The sequence below is a fragment of the Pseudomonas sp. LBUM1655 genome (genome assembly GCF_059716085.1).
This window is the reverse complement of the sequence record NZ_CP166801.1, coordinates 662,002-679,146: the sequence shown is the minus strand read 5'-3', so window position 1 is coordinate 679,146 and position 17,145 is coordinate 662,002. Positions and strand designations below refer to the sequence as shown.

Below are 17,145 nucleotides of genomic sequence, written 5' to 3'. Positions count from 1 at the left end.
GAGGGGATTTATCCCCGATGGGTCGCGAAGCGGCCCCTCTCTTCATCCAATAATTGGGGCTGCTGCGCAGCCCATCGGGGATAAATCCCCTCGCCACAAAAGCACAGTCAGACCCCGGCTGCTTTAAGCCGCGCCGCATGCTCGACAAACAGCCGCACCGGATCGGCGCCCTTGCCCACCAGCCCCAGCGACTGGTTGACGATGTCGAAATGATCCAGCGGATAGTCATCGCCAATCACCGTGCCCAAGTGCGAACTGTAACGCCCGACCATGCCATCGCACTGCCCAGGTTCACGCACGAATGTCTTGGCGAACAACCGGCAACTGCGATTGGTCCCGTCAAACAGATTGCCGCCACGATCCGTCTTGCCCGGCTGCAACGTCCCCGACCACGAGTAATACCTCACGCCGTTGACCTCTTCCGGCCCATGCCCGCCCCAGGTTTCGGGCAGGCCCTGTGGATAACGCTGATTGAACAGCGCCACACCTTCAAAGGTCAGCGATTGGTGCGAGGCGTGGATATCCACCGGCAGTTTTGGCCCGTGATAGCCGGTCTCCAACAGCGCCATCAACCAGCCGACGAAGCGCAGCAATGCCTCAAGTATTCGGCCCTTGGCGCTGTCCGCCGGGTAGTGCTTTTGCAGATAGTCGGCCAGTTCGGAACCGTGATTAGGCCCGGCGACCGACGTCACCGAAGCCACCAGATCCGGGCGTTTCGCCGCGGCATAACGCGCCGTCAGCGAGCCTTGGCTATGACCGAACAGATTGACCTTGGCCGCGCCGGTTTCGCGCAGGATCTCCTCGATCCGTGTCAGCAATTGCTCGCCACGCACCTCGGTCGAATTCAACGGCGACACCTGCACGGCAATCACCGTCGCACCACCACGGCGCAACGCTTTGATGATCCCGTACCAATATGGATAGAGAACGAGCCGGATAAACCCGAGCATTCCCGGCACCAGCACCAGTGGATAACGCGTACGCGAGGCGTGCGACATGGGCAAACATCCTTGTGGTCGGTGAATGGATGCAAGGCGTGCAAAACGCCCGCCAAGCATCCTCCCTGAACATGACAACTCGATGAGCAGCCTACTTCAGCCCCACCACCCCCGCCACAATCAGGCCTACCGACAGCAGCTTGACCAGCGTCAGGCTCTCGCCGAGCAAGGCAAAGCCGAGAAACACTGTGCCCAGCGAACCGATGGCGGTCCAGATCGGATAGGCGATACTCACCGGCAATTCACGCATGGCCAATGTCAGGAAGTAGATCCCGCCGACCGCAGCGACCACGGTGATCATCGACGGCCAGAGCCGGGTGAACCCTTCCGCGTACTTCATGCCCATGGCGAAGGTCACTTCAAACCCCGCGGCGATCAGCAGGAACAGCCAGGCCACTTAGAACGCCCGGGCGAGGTCGAGCAAACGCTGCTCGGCCTCGGCCAGCGACACCGCGAAGGTGCGTTCGGCAGACTCCTCGCCCTCGGCCGCGACTACCGTGACGTCGTTGATGCCGATAAATCCCAGCGCCGTGCGCAGCCATGGATCGGCGTGGTTCAAAGCCTCCAGCTCACCGCCGGGACCGAAGCCGAAACCGCCGCGACTGGTGACGATCAAGGCTTTCTTGCCCTGCAACAGCGGCGTGTACTGGGCAATGCCGTTGTCCAGCGTGTGGTCAAACGTCAGGCCCAGCCGCACGATCTGATCGACCCAGGCCTTGAGGCCACTGGGCACGCTGAAGTTGTACATCGGCGTGGAAATCAGCAGCAGGTCGTGGTCGAACAACTCGCCGACCAGTTGATCGCTGAGCGCCAGATCGGCCTGCATCGACAATGGACGCGCCTCGGGTTCCGGGTAAAACGCCGCCGCGACGAAGGCCTCGTTGACCGCTGGAATCAGCGCCCGACCAACTTCACGCCGAGTTACCTGAGCCTGCGGATGGCGCACTTGCCAGGCACTGAGAAAACCTTCCGCCAAACGCCGCGAATGGGAACGGTCGCCACGTGGGCTGGCATGAAGTGCAAGAATCCTGTTCATCTATAAATCCTCCGGACTAGAATCAAACTGCTTGTGGCTTGCAGCTTGAGGCGCGTCACGGCATCTCTTCAAATGAACAGAAATCAGTCTGGATGAGTTTGTTTCATCCATGGAGTAACAAATGTTCGCCTCGCTGCCGCTAACCGCCCTGCGCGCCTTCGAATCCGCCTCGCGCTTGCTGAGTTTCAAGGCTGCCGCTGAAGAACTGTCGGTGACACCCACAGCGATTTCCCATCAGATCCGAGCGCTGGAGGACTGGCTGGGCGTCGCGTTGTTCGAACGCCTGCCGCGACAGGTACGCCTGACCGAGGGCGGTGAACGGTTGTTCCGCAGTCTGCACGGCGCCTTGCTGGAAGTGGCGCAAAGCGTCGACACCCTGCGCCCGCAACGCAGCGGCAGCAGCCTGACGCTGTCGACCACCGCCGCGTTCGCTGCGCTGTGGCTGGTGCCGCGACTGGGGCGGTTTTATGCGAAACACCCCAACATCAACGTGCGTCTCGACACCCATTGTGAAGTGATCGATCTGCATCAGGACGCCAGTGTCGATCTGGTGCTGCGCTACAGCCTCGATGACTACCCGAATCTGTATGGCCTCTGCCTGTTCGATGAATCGTTCGGCGTGTACGGCTCGCCGGAGCAAGTGGCACTGGCCGCACGCCGCACACCGACCTTGATCAGCGTGCACTGGCACAACTCCAAGCTGTATGCCCACGGCTGGGAAGCCTGGTGCGCCAAGTCCGGCGAGAACTGGCTGAATCAACATCCGGCGATCCGCGAATACGACGAAGAGCATTACGCCCTGCAAGCCGCGATTGCCGGGCAAGGGCTGGTACTGGCGAGCAATATTCTGGTCTCGGAGAGCGTCGCCAGCGGTTTGCTGGTGCCGTACAAGGGCGAGGTTCAGGTCGATGGGGCCGGCTACAGTGCGTTGTGTGTGCCGGGGCGCGAGCGGCATCCGCCGGTGCGCGCATTTTTTGCGTGGTTGCGCGACGAAGCGCAGCTTTCAGGGTTGGCGCCGAGGTTGCCGAAAATCCCGTAAAACTTTTTGCATCGCTCAAGACTCACAACCTGGGTAGGCGATCACGTCAGTAGAGCGTGACGCCAATCGGATTAGCCTCCAGGAGACTGAAATGAGCGACCTGCATTTATCTGATGTTCAAACCCTGCGCGAGCGCGCACGACAAAACGTGGAAAACGGCGCGGTGACCGAGGGTTACAGCGCCAACCGTGAAGAGGTGCTGCGCTTGCTCAATGAATCGCTGGCCACTGAACTGGTCTGCGTATTGCGCTACAAGCGCCACTATTTCATGGCCAACGGCCTGAAAGCTCACGTGGCCGCTGAAGAGTTTCTCGAACACGCCACCCAGGAAGCCGAGCACGCCGACCGCCTGGCCGAGCGCATTGTGCAACTGGGCGGCGAACCAGAGTTCAACCCCGACTTGCTGTCGAAAATGTCCCACGCACAATATGTCGCGGGGAACACTTTGAAAGAGATGGTCTACGAAGACCTCGTGGCCGAGCGGATCGCCATCGACAGCTACCGCGAGATCATTCAGTACATCGGCGAGAAAGACCCGACCACTCGACGCATCTTCGAAGACATCCTGGCGCAGGAAGAAGAGCATGCCGATGACATGGCCGACATCCTCAACGACCTCTAAACCTTAAACGCAAAAGATCGCAGCCTGCGGCAGCTCCTACACTGATCTCTGTAGGAGCTGCCGCAGGCTGCGATCTTTTGATCTGCTGTTACTTGCTTGGCTTGACGGTCACCGGCGCCTTGCCCGCCTTCATCTGCTCCAGCAGCGGCGCACACTGATTGGGTTCCCCACCACTCGGTGCCACCAGCGCCAGCAGCCCGGCCGCCGGTGCGGCAATCACACCCAGCGCTACCATCCCCGCCCCGCGCAGCAACAACGGCACGGCTTTCACGCCCGCGTCCGGCTTGATGAACTTGCCGCGCACGTACAGTGGCGAACGCAGGGATATCAAACGCCAGCCTTTGGATTCCGGCGTCACCGTCAGGTCCAATTGCTCGGTGGCCATGTTCGCCGTGCCGTCGATGTAGATGATCGCATTCTCGGTATCGAAGACAAACAGCCGCGTGGTCGCCAAACCCGTCTTGATGTCGAAGTCCGCCGCCGCGCAATTGATCTTCACTTCCTTGTCGCCAAAGATCTTGCCGATCACATAGTTACCGACGTTAAGCCCCGCCAGCTCCATCAGCTCACGGCTGATCGCACCGTCGTTGATCAGCATCTTCAGATTGCCATTCGCACCGCCCAGCAGCTTGGCCACCGAGTTACCGCGACCGGTGATATCCGCATCGCCGTTCAGCTCGCCGAAACTGGTTTTCATCGGTTCGAAAGTCGGGAACAGCTCCTTGAGCTTGAATCTGCGCGCCGTCAGTTTGGCCCGGCCTTCCAGCGGTTCGGTGCGACCGTTGAGGCGGATCTGCGCGTCCAGATTGCCGCCAGCCACGCCAAAGCGCAGCGGCTCCAGGCTGAGCTCGCCGTCGTTGAGTTTCAGGTGGGTATAAAGGTCGGTGAATGGCAGCTTTTCACTGTGGACGATGCGCTTGCCGGTGAATTCGACATCGGCGTCCATTGCGCGCCAGCGGTCAGTCTTGAACTCTTCTACCGGCAGCACTTTGTCAGCCGGTTGCTTGCTCTCACCGCCACGGGCCTTTTGTTTGTCGTTCGAATCAGCACCGATCAATGGTGCGAGGTCGGCGAACAGCAGTTGATTGGACAACAGCGCGCCGCTGAGTTTTGGCCGTGGCTGGCTGGCGACGTAGGTCAGGTCACCATGGATGTCGCTGCCGCCGATCTTGCCGTTGAATTTTTCATAGGTGAATTTCGCGCCAGCCTCGTCATGCAGCTTGGCGATCAGGTGGCCATCGGTGGAGTACGGTGGCGTGTCCGGCAGGGTCACGCCGGTCAGCGGGTAGAGATTGCCAAGGCTGGCACCGGCCAGCTTCAGTCGCAGGTCGAGGGCGCCGAGGTTACGCGGATCGGTGAGGGTGCCGGCCAGTTCAATGCGGGTGTCACCGATTTTCGCTTGAGCCTGCAGCGGGAACGGTTTGCTCGCATCCTGCAAGGCCAACAGGCCGCCGATCTTGCCTTGGCCGGTCAGATTCTGGCCGTGATACTGACCTTTAACCTTTAATGCGAAGGCATAGTCCTGCGGTGCGCCGCCCTTGTCCTGCGCAGTTTTCGCTGCTTTGTCACCGACGATTTCGCTGAACGGAATCGGTTTGCCCAGCGGATCGATCAGCACATCGAGATTGGTTTTGAGCGTCTGGTCATCGAGGGTAACGTGGCCCTTGTCGAACTTGATGGCGCCGATGTCGACAACCCAGTTCGACGGCTCGGCATTCGGATCTTTCGGATCAAACTTGAACGTCCAGTTGGCCCGGCCATCGGCCAGACGCTGCAATTCGGCGTTGGGTTCGGTCAGGTCAATACGCGGGATCACCACCCGTTGCGCCAGCAATGCCAGCGGTGAAATGCGCAGCTCAACGCGCTTGAGCGTGACCATCTGCGGTTTCTTAGACCAATCCGGATTACCCAGGCTCAAATCCTCGGCGACCACGTGCGGCCACGGCACCCAGGCGCGCCAACCGCCCTCCTCCGGCTCGCGCTGCCAGATCACTGCGAGGTTGCCGTTGATGGCAAAGGGTCGGTGCAGTTCTTCCGAGACTTTGGCGTTGAGCGGGGGTTTGATCCGGTTCCAGTCGAAGAACACGATGATCAGCACCAGTACGGCCAGTAGCAATAAGAGGATGGCGAAGGTCCAGCTGAAGATTTTTCCAGTGCGCGTCATGCACAAAGCTCCTGATCACGACCGCGCGCCGAAAACGCGGCGCACAGCTGAAACGGCGAGCCAAAGCGGCCCATATGAAATCTGTGACTGGCGAAAGGCCCGCAGGTTTAATCAAAAGGCAGATTAAGACGCAAAAAACCGCGCGCAATCTGACCAATCGGTCGAACAGCGTTACCGCCCCCGCACTTTTGCGAAGCGCGAGTGGGTCGAAAATACCCACTACGGTGCAAAAGCATCCCTCTGAAAGGCCCGTTCTAGAGCCTCTCCGCAGAACAATCAATTCTGTTGATTATTACCATTGCGTTTATGAACTTTTATATCGACTTATCGAGAGTAGCATTGCCCTCGTACCCACTTTATCGCCCTCCCAAGGAGCAACCCATCATGAAACGCCAATTACTGCTCAGCCTTACCCTGTCGATGCTTGCCAGCACTGCTTTTGCCCTGCCCGCTGCCGACCAGGCTACTCCGCAAGTAAAAGACAGCCACTCGGTGTTCAGCCAAACCCTCGCCGAAGACGGGTATGACAAAACCCCACAAGGTCAGACCCTGGCTGAAGATGGCTACGACAAAACCCCACAAGGTCAGTCGTTAGCAGAAAACGGCCGTAATCGTCTGGAAGAAAAAGGTCTGGTCGAAGACGGCTACGACAAAACTCCACAAGGTCAGGCTGTCGCCGAAAACGGTCGTAACCGCTTGGAAGAAAAAGGTCTGGTCGAAGACGGCTACGATAAAACCCCACAAGGCCAAGCTGTTGCCGAAGGTGGTGGTGACCGTGTCATCGAACGCAACAGCGCTTTGAGCTAAGCCCATGGCGGCCCTGAAAAAAAGCCCAATCCCCGGATTGGGCTTTTGACTTTTCAGCCGCTGCTATTAATAAGTCGCTATTTCCCCGCTGCATCCCCCCGCTGCCGTTCGACGCCGTTAAAGCCGATTTGCTAGAGTGCTGCGCTTGTCCTGCCGAAGAAAACACCTTGCGATGCTGCCCCGCGCCGAACAGAAACAACAGACCCGCAACGCCCTGATGGATGCTGCCCGCCACTTGATGGAAAGCGGCCGAGGATTCGGCAGCCTCAGCCTGCGCGAAGTGACGAAAACCGCCGGCATCGTGCCCACCGGTTTCTATCGGCATTTTGCCGATATGGATGAACTCGGTCTGGTGCTGGTCAGCGAAGTCGGCCAGACCTTCCGCGAAACCATCCGCCTGGTACGCCACAACGAATTCGTCATGGGCGGCATCATTGATGCGTCGGTGCGGATCTTTCTCGATGTGGTCAGCGCCAACCGTTCGCAGTTTTTATTTCTCGCTCGCGAGCAATACGGCGGCTCGCTGCCGGTGCGCCAGGCGATTGGCCGTTTGCGTGAGAACATCAGCTCCGACCTTGCGGCCGACCTGACAATGATGCCCAAGCTTCAGCATCTGGACGCGGCCGGGTTGAGCGTGGTGGCGGATCTGATCGTCAAATCGGTGTTTGCCACCCTGCCGGACATCATCGACCCGCCGGCCGAAGCCTTGCCTGAGCATTTGACCCCGCAAGCAAAGATCACCCAGCAATTGCGCTTCATCTTTATCGGGCTCAAGCATTGGCAAGGGCTCGGTAGTACCGAATAAAGATCAAAAGATCGCAGCCTTCGGCAGCGCCTACAGAGATCAAGGTAGGAGCTGCCGAAGGCTGCGATCTTTTTTGTGCGCCGCAAATTGGTGCATGAAAAATTCTTAACGCACCAAAACCTCTCAAATCCCCGCAACATTCCGAAACATCTACTACGATCCGACAGGGATTTCCTACATCTCGTCCGATTGGCAAGCCCCTTGCTCTAGCCTGAGTATTGTCCACTGCTGGAAGCTTTCCGATGCTGGTGATTCATCGCAGAATCGACCCTCAACCTGTCTGGGCCGCCGAGTTGCACCTGACCTTCGAAGCACGGAGCAAAAGCCGTTTGCGCTGTTTCAGTGCCGAGAATGAAGACGTCGGGTTGTTTTTGGAGCGCGGTCAGCCGCCGTTGTATGACGGCGAATGCCTACAGGCTGAGGACGGCCGAATCGTCCGTGTCTGCGCCCGCCCCGAGCAACTGCTGCACGTCACTTGCGCCAACGCTTTCGAATTGACCCGCGCCGCGTATCACTTGGGCAATCGCCACGTCGCCCTGCAAGTCGGCGATGGCTGGCTGCGGTTGCTCGACGATTACGTGCTCAAAGCCATGCTTGAACAGCTTGGCGCGCAGGTCGAAGCCATTGAAGCACCGTTCCAGCCGGAACACGGTGCCTACGGCGGCGGCCATCACCATTCACGTCACGGCGACGAAGACTTCAACTACGCGCCCAAACTCCATCAGTTCGGCGTACGCCTGTGAATCCGGCCTGGGCGCTGCTGCGCCTGGCCAGTCCGCAATTGCCGATTGGCGGCTACAGCTATTCCCAAGGTCTGGAAATGGCGGTGGATAACGGTCGCGTGAACAACCCGGACAGCGCCCGCCGCTGGATCAGCGATCAATTGCTGCTCAACCTCGCCCGCTTCGAAGCGCCGCTGCTGCTTGCCCATTGCCAAGCCGCTGCCGAGGAAAACTGGGACGACTTGCTGCGCATCTGCGAAACCCACCGCGCCAGCCGCGAAACCCGCGAGCTGCATCTGGAGAGTCGGCAGATGGGCTATTCGTTGCAGCAACTGCTCAACGGCTTGCCCGAACTCGACGCACCAGCACGCCACTTTCTCGATCAATGCGCCGAACCGCACCTGGCACTTGGTTGGGCACTGGCGGCCCGCGCCTGGGGCATCACTCCGCAGGACGCCCTCGCCGCGTGGCTGTGGAGCTGGCTGGAAAACCAGCTCGCCGTCCTGATGAAAACCCTGCCACTGGGCCAGCAAGCCGCCCAGCGCCTGACCAGCGAACTGCTGCCGCTGCTGCAACAAGCCCAGCAGGACGCCACCCGAATCAATCCCGAACACATCGGCAGTGCCGCGTTCGGTCTGTCCCTGGCGTGCATGGCCCATGAGCGCCAGTACAGCCGCCTGTTCCGTTCCTAGGGCCTGTTATTTTGGAGAAGCATATGAACACACAACCTCTGCGCGTCGGCATCGGCGGCCCGGTCGGTTCCGGCAAAACCGCGTTGACCCTGGCCCTGTGTCTGGCGCTGCGCGAGCGCTACAACCTCGCCGTGGTGACCAACGACATCTACACCCGTGAGGACGCGGACTTTCTGGTGCGCAACGAAGCGCTGGCACCGGAACGCATCATCGGCGTGGAAACCGGTGGCTGTCCGCACACGGCAATCCGCGAAGACGCCTCGATCAACCTCGAAGCGGTGGATCAATTGAACCGGCGCTTTCCGGGGCTGGATCTGATTCTGGTGGAGTCCGGCGGTGACAACCTGTCGGCGACCTTCAGCCCGGAATTGTCCGACCTGACCATCTACGTGATCGACGTTTCTGCCGGCGACAAGCTGCCGCGCAAGGGCGGGCCGGGTATTTGCAAGTCTGACCTGCTGGTGATCAACAAGATCGACCTGGCGCCGCTGGTCGGTGCCTCGCTGGAGATGATGGACAGCGACACAAAACGCATGCGCAACGGCAAGCCGTTCGTGTTCAGCAACCAGAAAACCGGCCAGGGCCTGGAAGACATCATCGCCTTCATCGAACGACAGGGCCTGCTGACCGCAGCCTGATTCAATTATCAACAAGGAAGCTTATCCATGACACTCAAACGCATTCTTGGCGCAGTCGCACTGTTGCTGACCCCGGCACTGGCCTTCGCTCACCCCGGGCATGGCGACAGCGGTTTGATCGCCGGGATCAGCCACCCGATCGGTGGCCTTGATCATTTGCTGGCGATGATTGCCGTCGGTTTGTGGGCAGCGCAGCAGCAAGGTGCGGCGCGCTGGGCGCTGCCGTGCACCTTCGTCGGCACCATGTTGATGGGCGGCATGCTCGGTTTTGAAGGGCTGGAATTGCCGGCGCTGGAAAGCGGGATTGCCGCGTCGGTGCTGGCGCTCGGCCTGGCCGTTGCGTTGGCGGTGCGTCCGCCACTGGTGATGGCGGTGGCGGCCACGGCGTTGTTTGCATTGTTCCATGGTGTCGCGCATGGCCTGGAGTTGCCGGACATGTCCAGCCCTTGGGCGTATGCCGCAGGATTTGTAGCCGCGACCGCTGCGCTGCATGCTGCAGGTTATGCGGTGGTACGTTTCCTGCCTCAGGCTGCTGCGCCGCTGGTGCGACTGGCGGGTGCGGCTTCGGCAGTGACTGGCGCATGGCTGCTGGCCGGTTGATTTCTGTCGCCTGATACGGCCCCTTCGCGCGCAGGCTCGCGCCCACATTGGAATGCATTCTCCTGTGGGAGCCTGCTCGCGAAGGCGGACTGACAGACACAACCTCTCTCTAACCGGTCTCTCTGCTACCATGTCGCGCAATCGCCCCAGCCGTGACGACGTCCGCCCATGCCCCACGCTTCTCGCTCCAAATCCCTGCCTGAATTGACCGCCCTGTTCAGTGAGGTGCAACAGCACTTTTTGAACGTGATCGTGCCGCTATGGCAAGGCCCGGGCTGGAACGCCGACATGGCGCTGCCTTACGAGGCGCTGGACGCCACGCATCAACCATTGCCACCGCAACGCTATCGGGCGATGGCCTGCGCGCGGCAGCTCTATCTGTTTTCCAGCCTGATCGGCGTTGTGGATAACGCCGAAGTCCGCGCGGCGGCGCTGTTCCGCTCCCTGCAACGGCATTTCCATGATGCCGAGCATGGCGGCTGGTTCTACAGCATCGATGCGCAGGGCAAACCGCTGGATCAGCGCAAGGATCTCTACACCCACGCTTTCATCCTGTTTGCCTGCGCGCATTACTGGGAAAAGTCCCGCGAGCCGCTGGTGGAATCGACGCTGAACGCCGCGCTGGAAGTCATCGGCCGACGCTTTGCCACCGGTGATGGCCTGTACGAGGCCTGCCTGAATCGAGACTGGAACACGCTGGAAACCGGCCCGTTGCAAAATCCGTTGATGCATCTGGCCGAAGCCTTCCTCGCCACCCTTGCCGTACGCAAAGACGCGGCAACGCAACAGGCCCTCAACGAGTTATGCACAGCGATGCACAAGCGCTTCGTCGACCCGCAACATGGCGTGTTGATGGAGAAACCGTTGGGGGCTGTGGATAACTGGTACGAGCCGGGGCATCAGTTCGAGTGGTATTTCCTGCTGGAATCGTCACCACTATTGCGCGGGTCGAAACTGCATACGGCGCTGGACAAGGCCTTCGCGTTTACCGAGCAGTTCGGCGTGGTACAGCCGTCCGGCGCGGTGCGGGCGATGCTTGATCTGGAGATGGACGGACGCCCGAGAGATTCGACCCAGCGGATCTGGGCTCAGGCTGAATACCTGCGCGCGCTAACGTTGCGCCCGGACAGCGAAGCCGTGGTGCTGCATCAGTTGCAGGCGCTGCAACAGCGTTTTCTGCATGCCGGTGGCTGGTATGAGTGCCGCGATGAGCAGGGTGAGATCAGCCGCAAGGACATGCCGTCGACGACGCCGTATCACTTGGCGACTTGCTATAGCGGCCTGGCTGAATATCTTCGCTGATTTCATGGCAATTGAGATTTATCGTGGCGAGGGGATTTATCCCCGATGGGCTGCGCAGCGGCCCCGCTCTTTGCAGGGCCGCTTCGCGCCCCATCGGGGATAAATCCCCTCGCCACAAACTGTGTTCTCAGTAGAGAGCCGGGTTACCTCAGGCAATCCACTTCTTGTCACCGGTAAAGCTGATGGTCAACCAGCGCGCCGCATCCGGCGTGCCCAGCTTCGCCGAAATCCCCTCGCGCAATGCATCCAGCTGACCGACACTGCTCAGCGCATAATCCGCCGGCAACACCACATGAATCTCGATAAACCGCGCCCGCCCGTGTTTCTGCACGTAGGACACGTAATCGTCGAAACCATGTTCGACCTTCGCCGCTTCCATCACCTGACGAACCTGTTCATCCAGAGTATCCGGGGCGATACCGAGCACATCGCGCAACGCCGGGCGAAGAATCTTGAACGCCGGAGTCAGCATGGTCAGCGCCAGCACGATCAGGATCAGCGGATCGACAAACTTCGCCCACTCGCCATAGCCCTGGGACTTGAGCAGCAGCGCTGCAAGGAAACTGATCAACAGGCCGACCGACAGCATCGCGTCCACCAGCCAACTGATGTTGTCGAACTGGATCAGGCTGGATTTGAGCTTGCGATTGCGCCGACGCACATAGAAGAAGTAGGCGAATTCAACAACGGTAAACACTGCCGCATAGATGATCACCAAACCCAACTCGATCTCGCGACCGCCGTTGATGATGCCGAACACGCCGTTGAGAAACGCGTAGATGGCGATCAACAGCAGGAAACTGCCTTCGATCAGCAGCACCATTGGCTCCAGATGCCAGAAACCGAACTGGAAGCGGTGATTGCTTTGTTTGGCGATCAGCTTGGCGGTGATCAGCATCAGGACTTTGATGAACGTTGCAATCAGCGAGAAAAAACCATCGAACAGGATGGATTGGGAACCAGATACAAAACCGGTGACGATCCCGGCGATCGCCACGGCGAACATCAGGATGGTCGATTGTTTGAGCAGCGACTGCTCACCTCGGTTACTCACTTTAACTCCTCGAAAAACCTTGAAAACCGCAGGGTGCGGTGGGGTTGTTACGAGAGGAGTTTACCTTATCGCCATGTTTTGGCCGATTTGGCCTCTTCGCCAGCAGGCTCGCTCCCACATTCGAACGCGATCTTATGTGGAAGCGAGCTTGCTCGTGAATGGGCTCACTGGGGTCTTAAGCCTTGTTACGCTCGATAGCAAAACCCGCCCAGGTCTGGCTCACCGGCATCAACTCAAGGCTGTTGATGTTGATGTGCGCTGGCGTATTCATCACCCAGAAAATCGTCTCGGCGATGTCCTGCGGCTGGATCGGCTCGGCACCGGCGTAGGTGGCGTTGTAGCGTTCCTGGTCGCCAGCGAAACGTACCAGCGAGAACTCGCTCTCGCACAGACCCGGCTCAATGTTGCTGACCCGCACGCCGGTGCCCTGCAAGTCGCAGCGCAGGTTCAGCGAGAACTGTTTAACGAATGCCTTGGTCGCGCCGTACACGTGGCTGCCCGGGTACGGGTAGTTACCGGCAATGGAGCCGAGGTTGATGATGCCAGCGCCACGGCCATGGGCGATCAGGCGCGGCAACAGCAAACGGGTCGCGTACATCAGGCCTTTGACGTTGGTGTCGACCATGGTGTCCCAGTCATCCAGATCGCATTTCGGCGCAGGGTCCACACCCAGTGCCAGCCCGGCGTTGTTGATCAGGCCACGCAACTTGGCGAACGACGGCGGCAGGTTGGCAATCGCCTCCTCCATCGCCTTGCGATCACGCACATCGAGCACCAGGCCATGCACTTCGGTCTGCTTCGACAGTTCGGCGCACAGGGCATTGAGACGTTCTTCACGACGGCCGGTCAGCACCAGTTTCCAGCCAGCCTCGGCAAAACGACGGGCACAGGCTTCACCAAAACCGGACGTCGCGCCGGTGATAAACAGGGTGTTGGACATCGTGTTCTCCTCGCTTCGGCTGCCGGAGCAGCCCTTGAATAGAAAATCAGCACGCAGCATGCCCGGCCCCGCATTCACGGGCAACTCCTCTAAGCTGTACAAAAAACAACCAACACGAGCAACGCCTTAACCAACGTGGCTTGTAGCCATGTGCACGCACGTTATCCACAACCCCTTCCACAGTTTCCGGGGGCAAGTGGAAACGCGCAAAGCCGCGCCACACAAGGCTTTGCGAGGGAAATAGAAAGTTTTTTGCTTGACCCTGAACTGACAGATGTGCGGGACATGGCATTTTGCACGACCGAGCAGTTACCGGGGTGATTGCGCGGGGCCAGTAATTACGGCCCTTAGCGCGGTCTTTCCAGAGTTTAATCACAGACTTATCCACAGGACTGCGCATAGGGAAATGTCTGTTCCGGGGTGACCACAAAAAGGTTGACAAAGGCGCCTTACGCTATCGCCAAAACGCCTGATCAAAAAACAACCACAAGCCTGCAAGCCACGGCCTGCAAGGCCTTCAGCCAGCTACTCCCACGTTATTCACAGCCAGCTCCACAGCAAACGGGGACAAGTCAAAACTGTGGAAAAACAGCCATTTGCAGCGTCTATATGTCGCGCTTTGGCAGGTTGGGGAATTTGTTTTCCACAATTTCACAATCGACTTGATATGGAAGATGGATTCACGGTAGGAGCTGCCGAAGGCTGCGATCTTTTGATCTTGTTTTCCAAAGTCAAAAGATCGCAGCCTTCGGCAGCTCCTACAGGGTTTTTCGGTGTTTTGGAGATATAAAAAAGCCCCGGGACTCGCGTCGCCGGGGCTGTGTGTATCTGGGGATAACTCAGTGCCCGCCCAGATAGGCGTTACGCACCTCTTCATTCACCAACAACTCTTTCCCGGTGCCGGTCAAACGAATCTCGCCGTTGACCATCACATACGCCCGATCCGACAGCTTCAGCGCATGGTTGGCGTTCTGCTCGACGAGGAAAATGGTCATGCCGGTTTTCGCCAGCTCACGCAGGGTGGCGAAAATCTGCTTCACCACGATCGGCGCCAAACCCAGGCTCGGTTCATCGAGCAGCAACAGCTTCGGCCGGCTCATCAACGCCCGGGCGATGGCGAGCATTTGCTGCTCGCCGCCGGACATGGTCATCGCCCGCTGGTTACGCCGCTCCTCCAGCCGCGGGAACAGCGCGAACATCCGCTGCATATCCTCTTTGGCGTACTTGTCGCCAATCGGAATGGTGCCCATCAGCAGGTTTTCCTCGACGGTCATGTCGGGGAACACCCGCCGGCCTTCCGGCGACTGGGCGATGCCGTTGGACGCGATGTAGTGCGATGACTTGTGGGTAATGTCGACGCCTTGATAAAGGATCTGCCCACTCGCCGCCCGTGGCTGGCCGAAGATCGACATCAGCAACGTCGACTTGCCGGCACCGTTGGAGCCGATCAGGCTGACGGTTTCGCCTTCGTTGATCTCCAGCGAAACACCCTTGAGGGCCTGGATCGGGCCGTAGAACACGTCCAGGTTTTTGAGTTCGAGGATCGGTTGGCTCATACCAGCTCCTCTTCGTCAGCGCCCAGGTAGGCGGCGATCACTTTCGGATCGTTACGGATGGCTTCAGGGCCTCCTTCGGCGATAACGATGCCGTGGTCCAGCACCACGATGTGGTCGGAAATGCTCATTACCATGCCCATGTCGTGTTCGATCAGCACCACGGTCAGATCATGCTCATCGCGCAGCAGCCGGATCATCGCGCTCAGCGCTTCGGTTTCCTGAGGGTTAAGGCCGGCGGCCGGTTCGTCGAGGCAGATGATCTGCGGCCGCGTGCACATGGCCCGGGCAATCTCCAGACGGCGTTGCTGGCCGTAGGAGAGTTCACCGGCCAGACGGTTGGCGCAGTCCACCAGATCGACCACTTCCAGCCAGTAGAACGCGCAATCCAGCGCGTCGCTTTCAGCCTTGCGGTAGCCCTTGGTGTTGAGGATGCCGGCGAGCATGTTGCGGTTGACCCACATGTGCTGGGCCACCAGCAGGTTTTCCAGCACGGACATTTCCTTGAACAGGCGAATGTTCTGGAAAGTCCGGGCCAGGCCTGCACGGTTCACCAAGTGAGTACCGCCGAACATCTTGTAGTACAGGCGACTGAGGAAGCTTTTCGGCGAAACGAAATCGGTCGGTTTGAACGACTCGCCCAGCAACTGGATGACGTTGGTCTGCTGGCCGCGCACGTTGAGTTCGATCTTGCCGCCGGACGCCTTGTAGAACCCGGTCAGGCAGTTGAACACCGTGGTCTTGCCGGCGCCGTTGGGGCCGATCAGGGCGAAGATCGAGTTGCGTTTGACCTTCAGGCTGACATCGCTCAACGCCTTGATGCCACCGAAATGCATCATCAGTTTTTCAACAGAGAGTACGACTTCACTCATGGCGCAGTCCTCTCATAGTGAATGGCACCTTTGCGTGGTTTGACCCCGGTACGGCTGATGCGAATCAGCCCGCGTGGTCGCCAGATCATCATCAACACCATCAGGATGCCGAACAGCAGCACGCGATATTCAGCGAAGCCACGCAGCAGTTCCGGGGCGACGGTCAGCACGAAGGCTGCGATTACCACACCGATGGTCGAGCCCATGCCGCCGAGCACGACGATGGCGAGGATCAGCGCCGATTCGAAGAAGGTGAACGAGGTCGGGTTGACGAAGCCTTGATAAGTGGCGAAGAACACCCCGGCCAGACCGGCAGTCGAGGCACCGATGGTGAACGCCGAGAGTTTGACCAGTACGTGGTTCAGGCCCATCGAACGGCAAGCGATCTCGTCTTCACGCAACGCTTCCCAGGCACGGCCCACGGGCATCTTCACCAGACGATGCTTGATGTACAGCACGGCCAATACCACGAGGAACAACACTGCGTAGATGAAGTAGTACTTCACGTCCGGGTTGTAGGCGATGCCAAAGAACTCGTGAAACGGCACCCCGCCATCCTTCGCTCGTTTGCCGAACTCCAGACCGAAGAACGTCGGCAGCGGCGCCGGCATGCCGTTCGGGCCGCCGGTCAGGGACAGCCAGTTGTTGAGGACCAGGCGAATGATTTCACCAAAGCCCAGGGTCACGATCGCCAGGTAGTCACCGTGCAGCCTCAGTACCGGAAAACCGAGGATGCAGCCGGCAAGACCAGCGGTGATCGCCGCCAACGGCAGCACCGTCCAGAAGCCCAGGCCGAGGTACTGATAACCGAGCGCCAGACCATAAGCACCGATGGCGTAGAACGCCACGTAGCCTAGGTCAAGCAGACCGGCCAGACCGACCACGATGTTCAGCCCCAGGCCCAGCAGCACGTAGATCAAGCCGAGGATGACCACGCCCAGCAGGTAGGAGTTGGAGACAAACGGCACCGCCACAGCAATCACAATCAACAGCGGGATGATCCAGCGCAGACTGGATTTGTGATCGCTCGGCAGCACATGCACACCGGAACCGGTGCTCTCGAATCCGTCGAGAATTTTCAGGCCCTTGGGCGTTTGCAGAAACAGGCTGAGGACAAAGCGACCGATCATGACAATGCCGATAATCCACGCCACGCGGGTCGGCTCAAGATTGAAGCTGTAGCCTTCGAGCACGACACCGACAATCGGGCCGAACACGATCAAGGCAATAAGGCCGGCAAGAATCGCCTCAACCAGACTTTTTTTGATATCGATGGGTTTTTGGGTGGTTGAAGACATCGC

The 17,145-nt window shown here is 59.4% G+C and carries 18 protein-coding genes; 9 read left to right on the top strand and 9 right to left on the bottom strand.

What is annotated here, in order from left to right; all coding sequences use genetic code 11:
* Nucleotides 1-107 precede the first annotated feature (107 nt).
* The 3 genes from ACA074_RS02950 to ACA074_RS02940 all read right to left on the bottom strand — a co-directional run bounded on the left by ACA074_RS02950 (nt 108) and on the right by ACA074_RS02940 (nt 2,034).
* Entirely contained in the window at nt 108-998 is an 891-nt protein-coding gene (locus tag ACA074_RS02950) for an esterase/lipase family protein (protein WP_187678561.1), read from the bottom strand.
* Between the two features lie 91 nt (nt 999-1,089).
* On the bottom strand, nt 1,090-1,395 hold the full coding sequence (locus ACA074_RS02945) for a DMT family transporter (protein ID WP_401265926.1): 306 nt from the start codon (nt 1,393-1,395) through the stop codon (nt 1,090-1,092).
* Entirely contained in the window at nt 1,396-2,034 is a 639-nt protein-coding gene (locus ACA074_RS02940; RefSeq protein WP_401265923.1) for an FMN-dependent NADH-azoreductase, read from the bottom strand.
* A gap of 121 nt (nt 2,035-2,155) precedes the next feature.
* Here ACA074_RS02940 and ACA074_RS02935 point away from each other — a divergent pair, with 121 nt between their 5' ends.
* Entirely contained in the window at nt 2,156-3,073 is a 918-nt protein-coding gene (locus tag ACA074_RS02935; protein WP_497616253.1) for a LysR substrate-binding domain-containing protein, read from the top strand.
* A 91-nt stretch (nt 3,074-3,164) separates the two neighbouring features.
* Entirely contained in the window at nt 3,165-3,695 is a 531-nt protein-coding gene (locus tag ACA074_RS02930) for a ferritin-like domain-containing protein (RefSeq protein WP_401265918.1), read from the top strand.
* Between the two features lie 88 nt (nt 3,696-3,783).
* On the opposite strand, the gene ACA074_RS02925 is transcribed toward ACA074_RS02930, so the two are convergent.
* Complete coding sequence (locus tag ACA074_RS02925; protein ID WP_497658580.1) at nt 3,784-5,859, bottom strand: AsmA family protein; 2,076 nt, start codon at nt 5,857-5,859, stop codon at nt 3,784-3,786.
* 384 nt (nt 5,860-6,243) lie between these two features.
* Here ACA074_RS02925 and ACA074_RS02920 point away from each other — a divergent pair, with 384 nt between their 5' ends.
* From ACA074_RS02920 to ACA074_RS02890, 7 genes are all read left to right on the top strand, one after another.
* On the top strand, nt 6,244-6,666 hold the full coding sequence (locus ACA074_RS02920) for a hypothetical protein (RefSeq protein WP_401265913.1): 423 nt from the start codon (nt 6,244-6,246) through the stop codon (nt 6,664-6,666).
* 172 nt (nt 6,667-6,838) lie between these two features.
* Nucleotides 6,839-7,471 (top strand): TetR family transcriptional regulator, encoded by a 633-nt coding sequence (locus tag ACA074_RS02915; protein ID WP_123530830.1) that lies wholly within the window; start codon nt 6,839-6,841, stop codon nt 7,469-7,471.
* 242 nt (nt 7,472-7,713) lie between these two features.
* Entirely contained in the window at nt 7,714-8,214 is a 501-nt protein-coding gene (ureE, locus tag ACA074_RS02910; RefSeq protein ID WP_187678569.1) for an urease accessory protein UreE, read from the top strand.
* Nucleotides 8,211-8,885 (top strand): urease accessory protein UreF, encoded by a 675-nt coding sequence (locus tag ACA074_RS02905; protein ID WP_187678570.1) that lies wholly within the window; start codon nt 8,211-8,213, stop codon nt 8,883-8,885. Before ureE ends, ACA074_RS02905 begins: the two co-directional genes overlap by 4 nt.
* A 23-nt stretch (nt 8,886-8,908) precedes the next feature.
* Nucleotides 8,909-9,523 carry an urease accessory protein UreG gene (gene ureG / locus ACA074_RS02900; RefSeq protein WP_187678571.1) on the top strand — a complete coding sequence of 205 codons (615 nt, stop codon included), beginning with the start codon at nt 8,909-8,911 and terminating at the stop codon, nt 9,521-9,523.
* Nucleotides 9,524-9,550: 27 nt separating this feature from the next.
* The gene (locus ACA074_RS02895) at nt 9,551-10,123 is read left to right on the top strand and encodes a HupE/UreJ family protein (RefSeq protein WP_187678572.1); all 573 of its coding nucleotides are present in this window, start codon (nt 9,551-9,553) and stop codon (nt 10,121-10,123) included.
* 168 nt (nt 10,124-10,291) lie between these two features.
* Entirely contained in the window at nt 10,292-11,425 is a 1,134-nt protein-coding gene (locus ACA074_RS02890) for an AGE family epimerase/isomerase (RefSeq protein WP_489881502.1), read from the top strand.
* Between the two features lie 148 nt (nt 11,426-11,573).
* On the opposite strand, the gene ACA074_RS02885 is transcribed toward ACA074_RS02890, so the two are convergent.
* The 5 genes from ACA074_RS02885 to livM form a co-directional block, all read right to left on the bottom strand.
* Nucleotides 11,574-12,479, bottom strand: a complete 906-nt coding sequence (locus ACA074_RS02885; protein WP_489881501.1) for a cation diffusion facilitator family transporter — start codon at nt 12,477-12,479, stop codon at nt 11,574-11,576.
* A 175-nt stretch (nt 12,480-12,654) separates the two neighbouring features.
* On the bottom strand, nt 12,655-13,419 hold the full coding sequence (locus tag ACA074_RS02880; protein ID WP_100846416.1) for an SDR family oxidoreductase: 765 nt from the start codon (nt 13,417-13,419) through the stop codon (nt 12,655-12,657).
* A gap of 839 nt (nt 13,420-14,258) precedes the next feature.
* Nucleotides 14,259-14,975, bottom strand: a complete 717-nt coding sequence (locus ACA074_RS02875; protein ID WP_187681243.1) for an ABC transporter ATP-binding protein — start codon at nt 14,973-14,975, stop codon at nt 14,259-14,261.
* Entirely contained in the window at nt 14,972-15,844 is an 873-nt protein-coding gene (locus tag ACA074_RS02870; RefSeq protein ID WP_007967487.1) for an ABC transporter ATP-binding protein, read from the bottom strand. Before ACA074_RS02870 ends, ACA074_RS02875 begins: the two co-directional genes overlap by 4 nt.
* Nucleotides 15,841-17,142, bottom strand: a complete 1,302-nt coding sequence (gene livM, locus ACA074_RS02865) for a high-affinity branched-chain amino acid ABC transporter permease LivM (RefSeq protein WP_497678404.1) — start codon at nt 17,140-17,142, stop codon at nt 15,841-15,843. The genes ACA074_RS02870 and livM overlap by 4 nt, the downstream gene beginning before the upstream one ends.
* Nucleotides 17,143-17,145 lie beyond the last annotated feature (3 nt).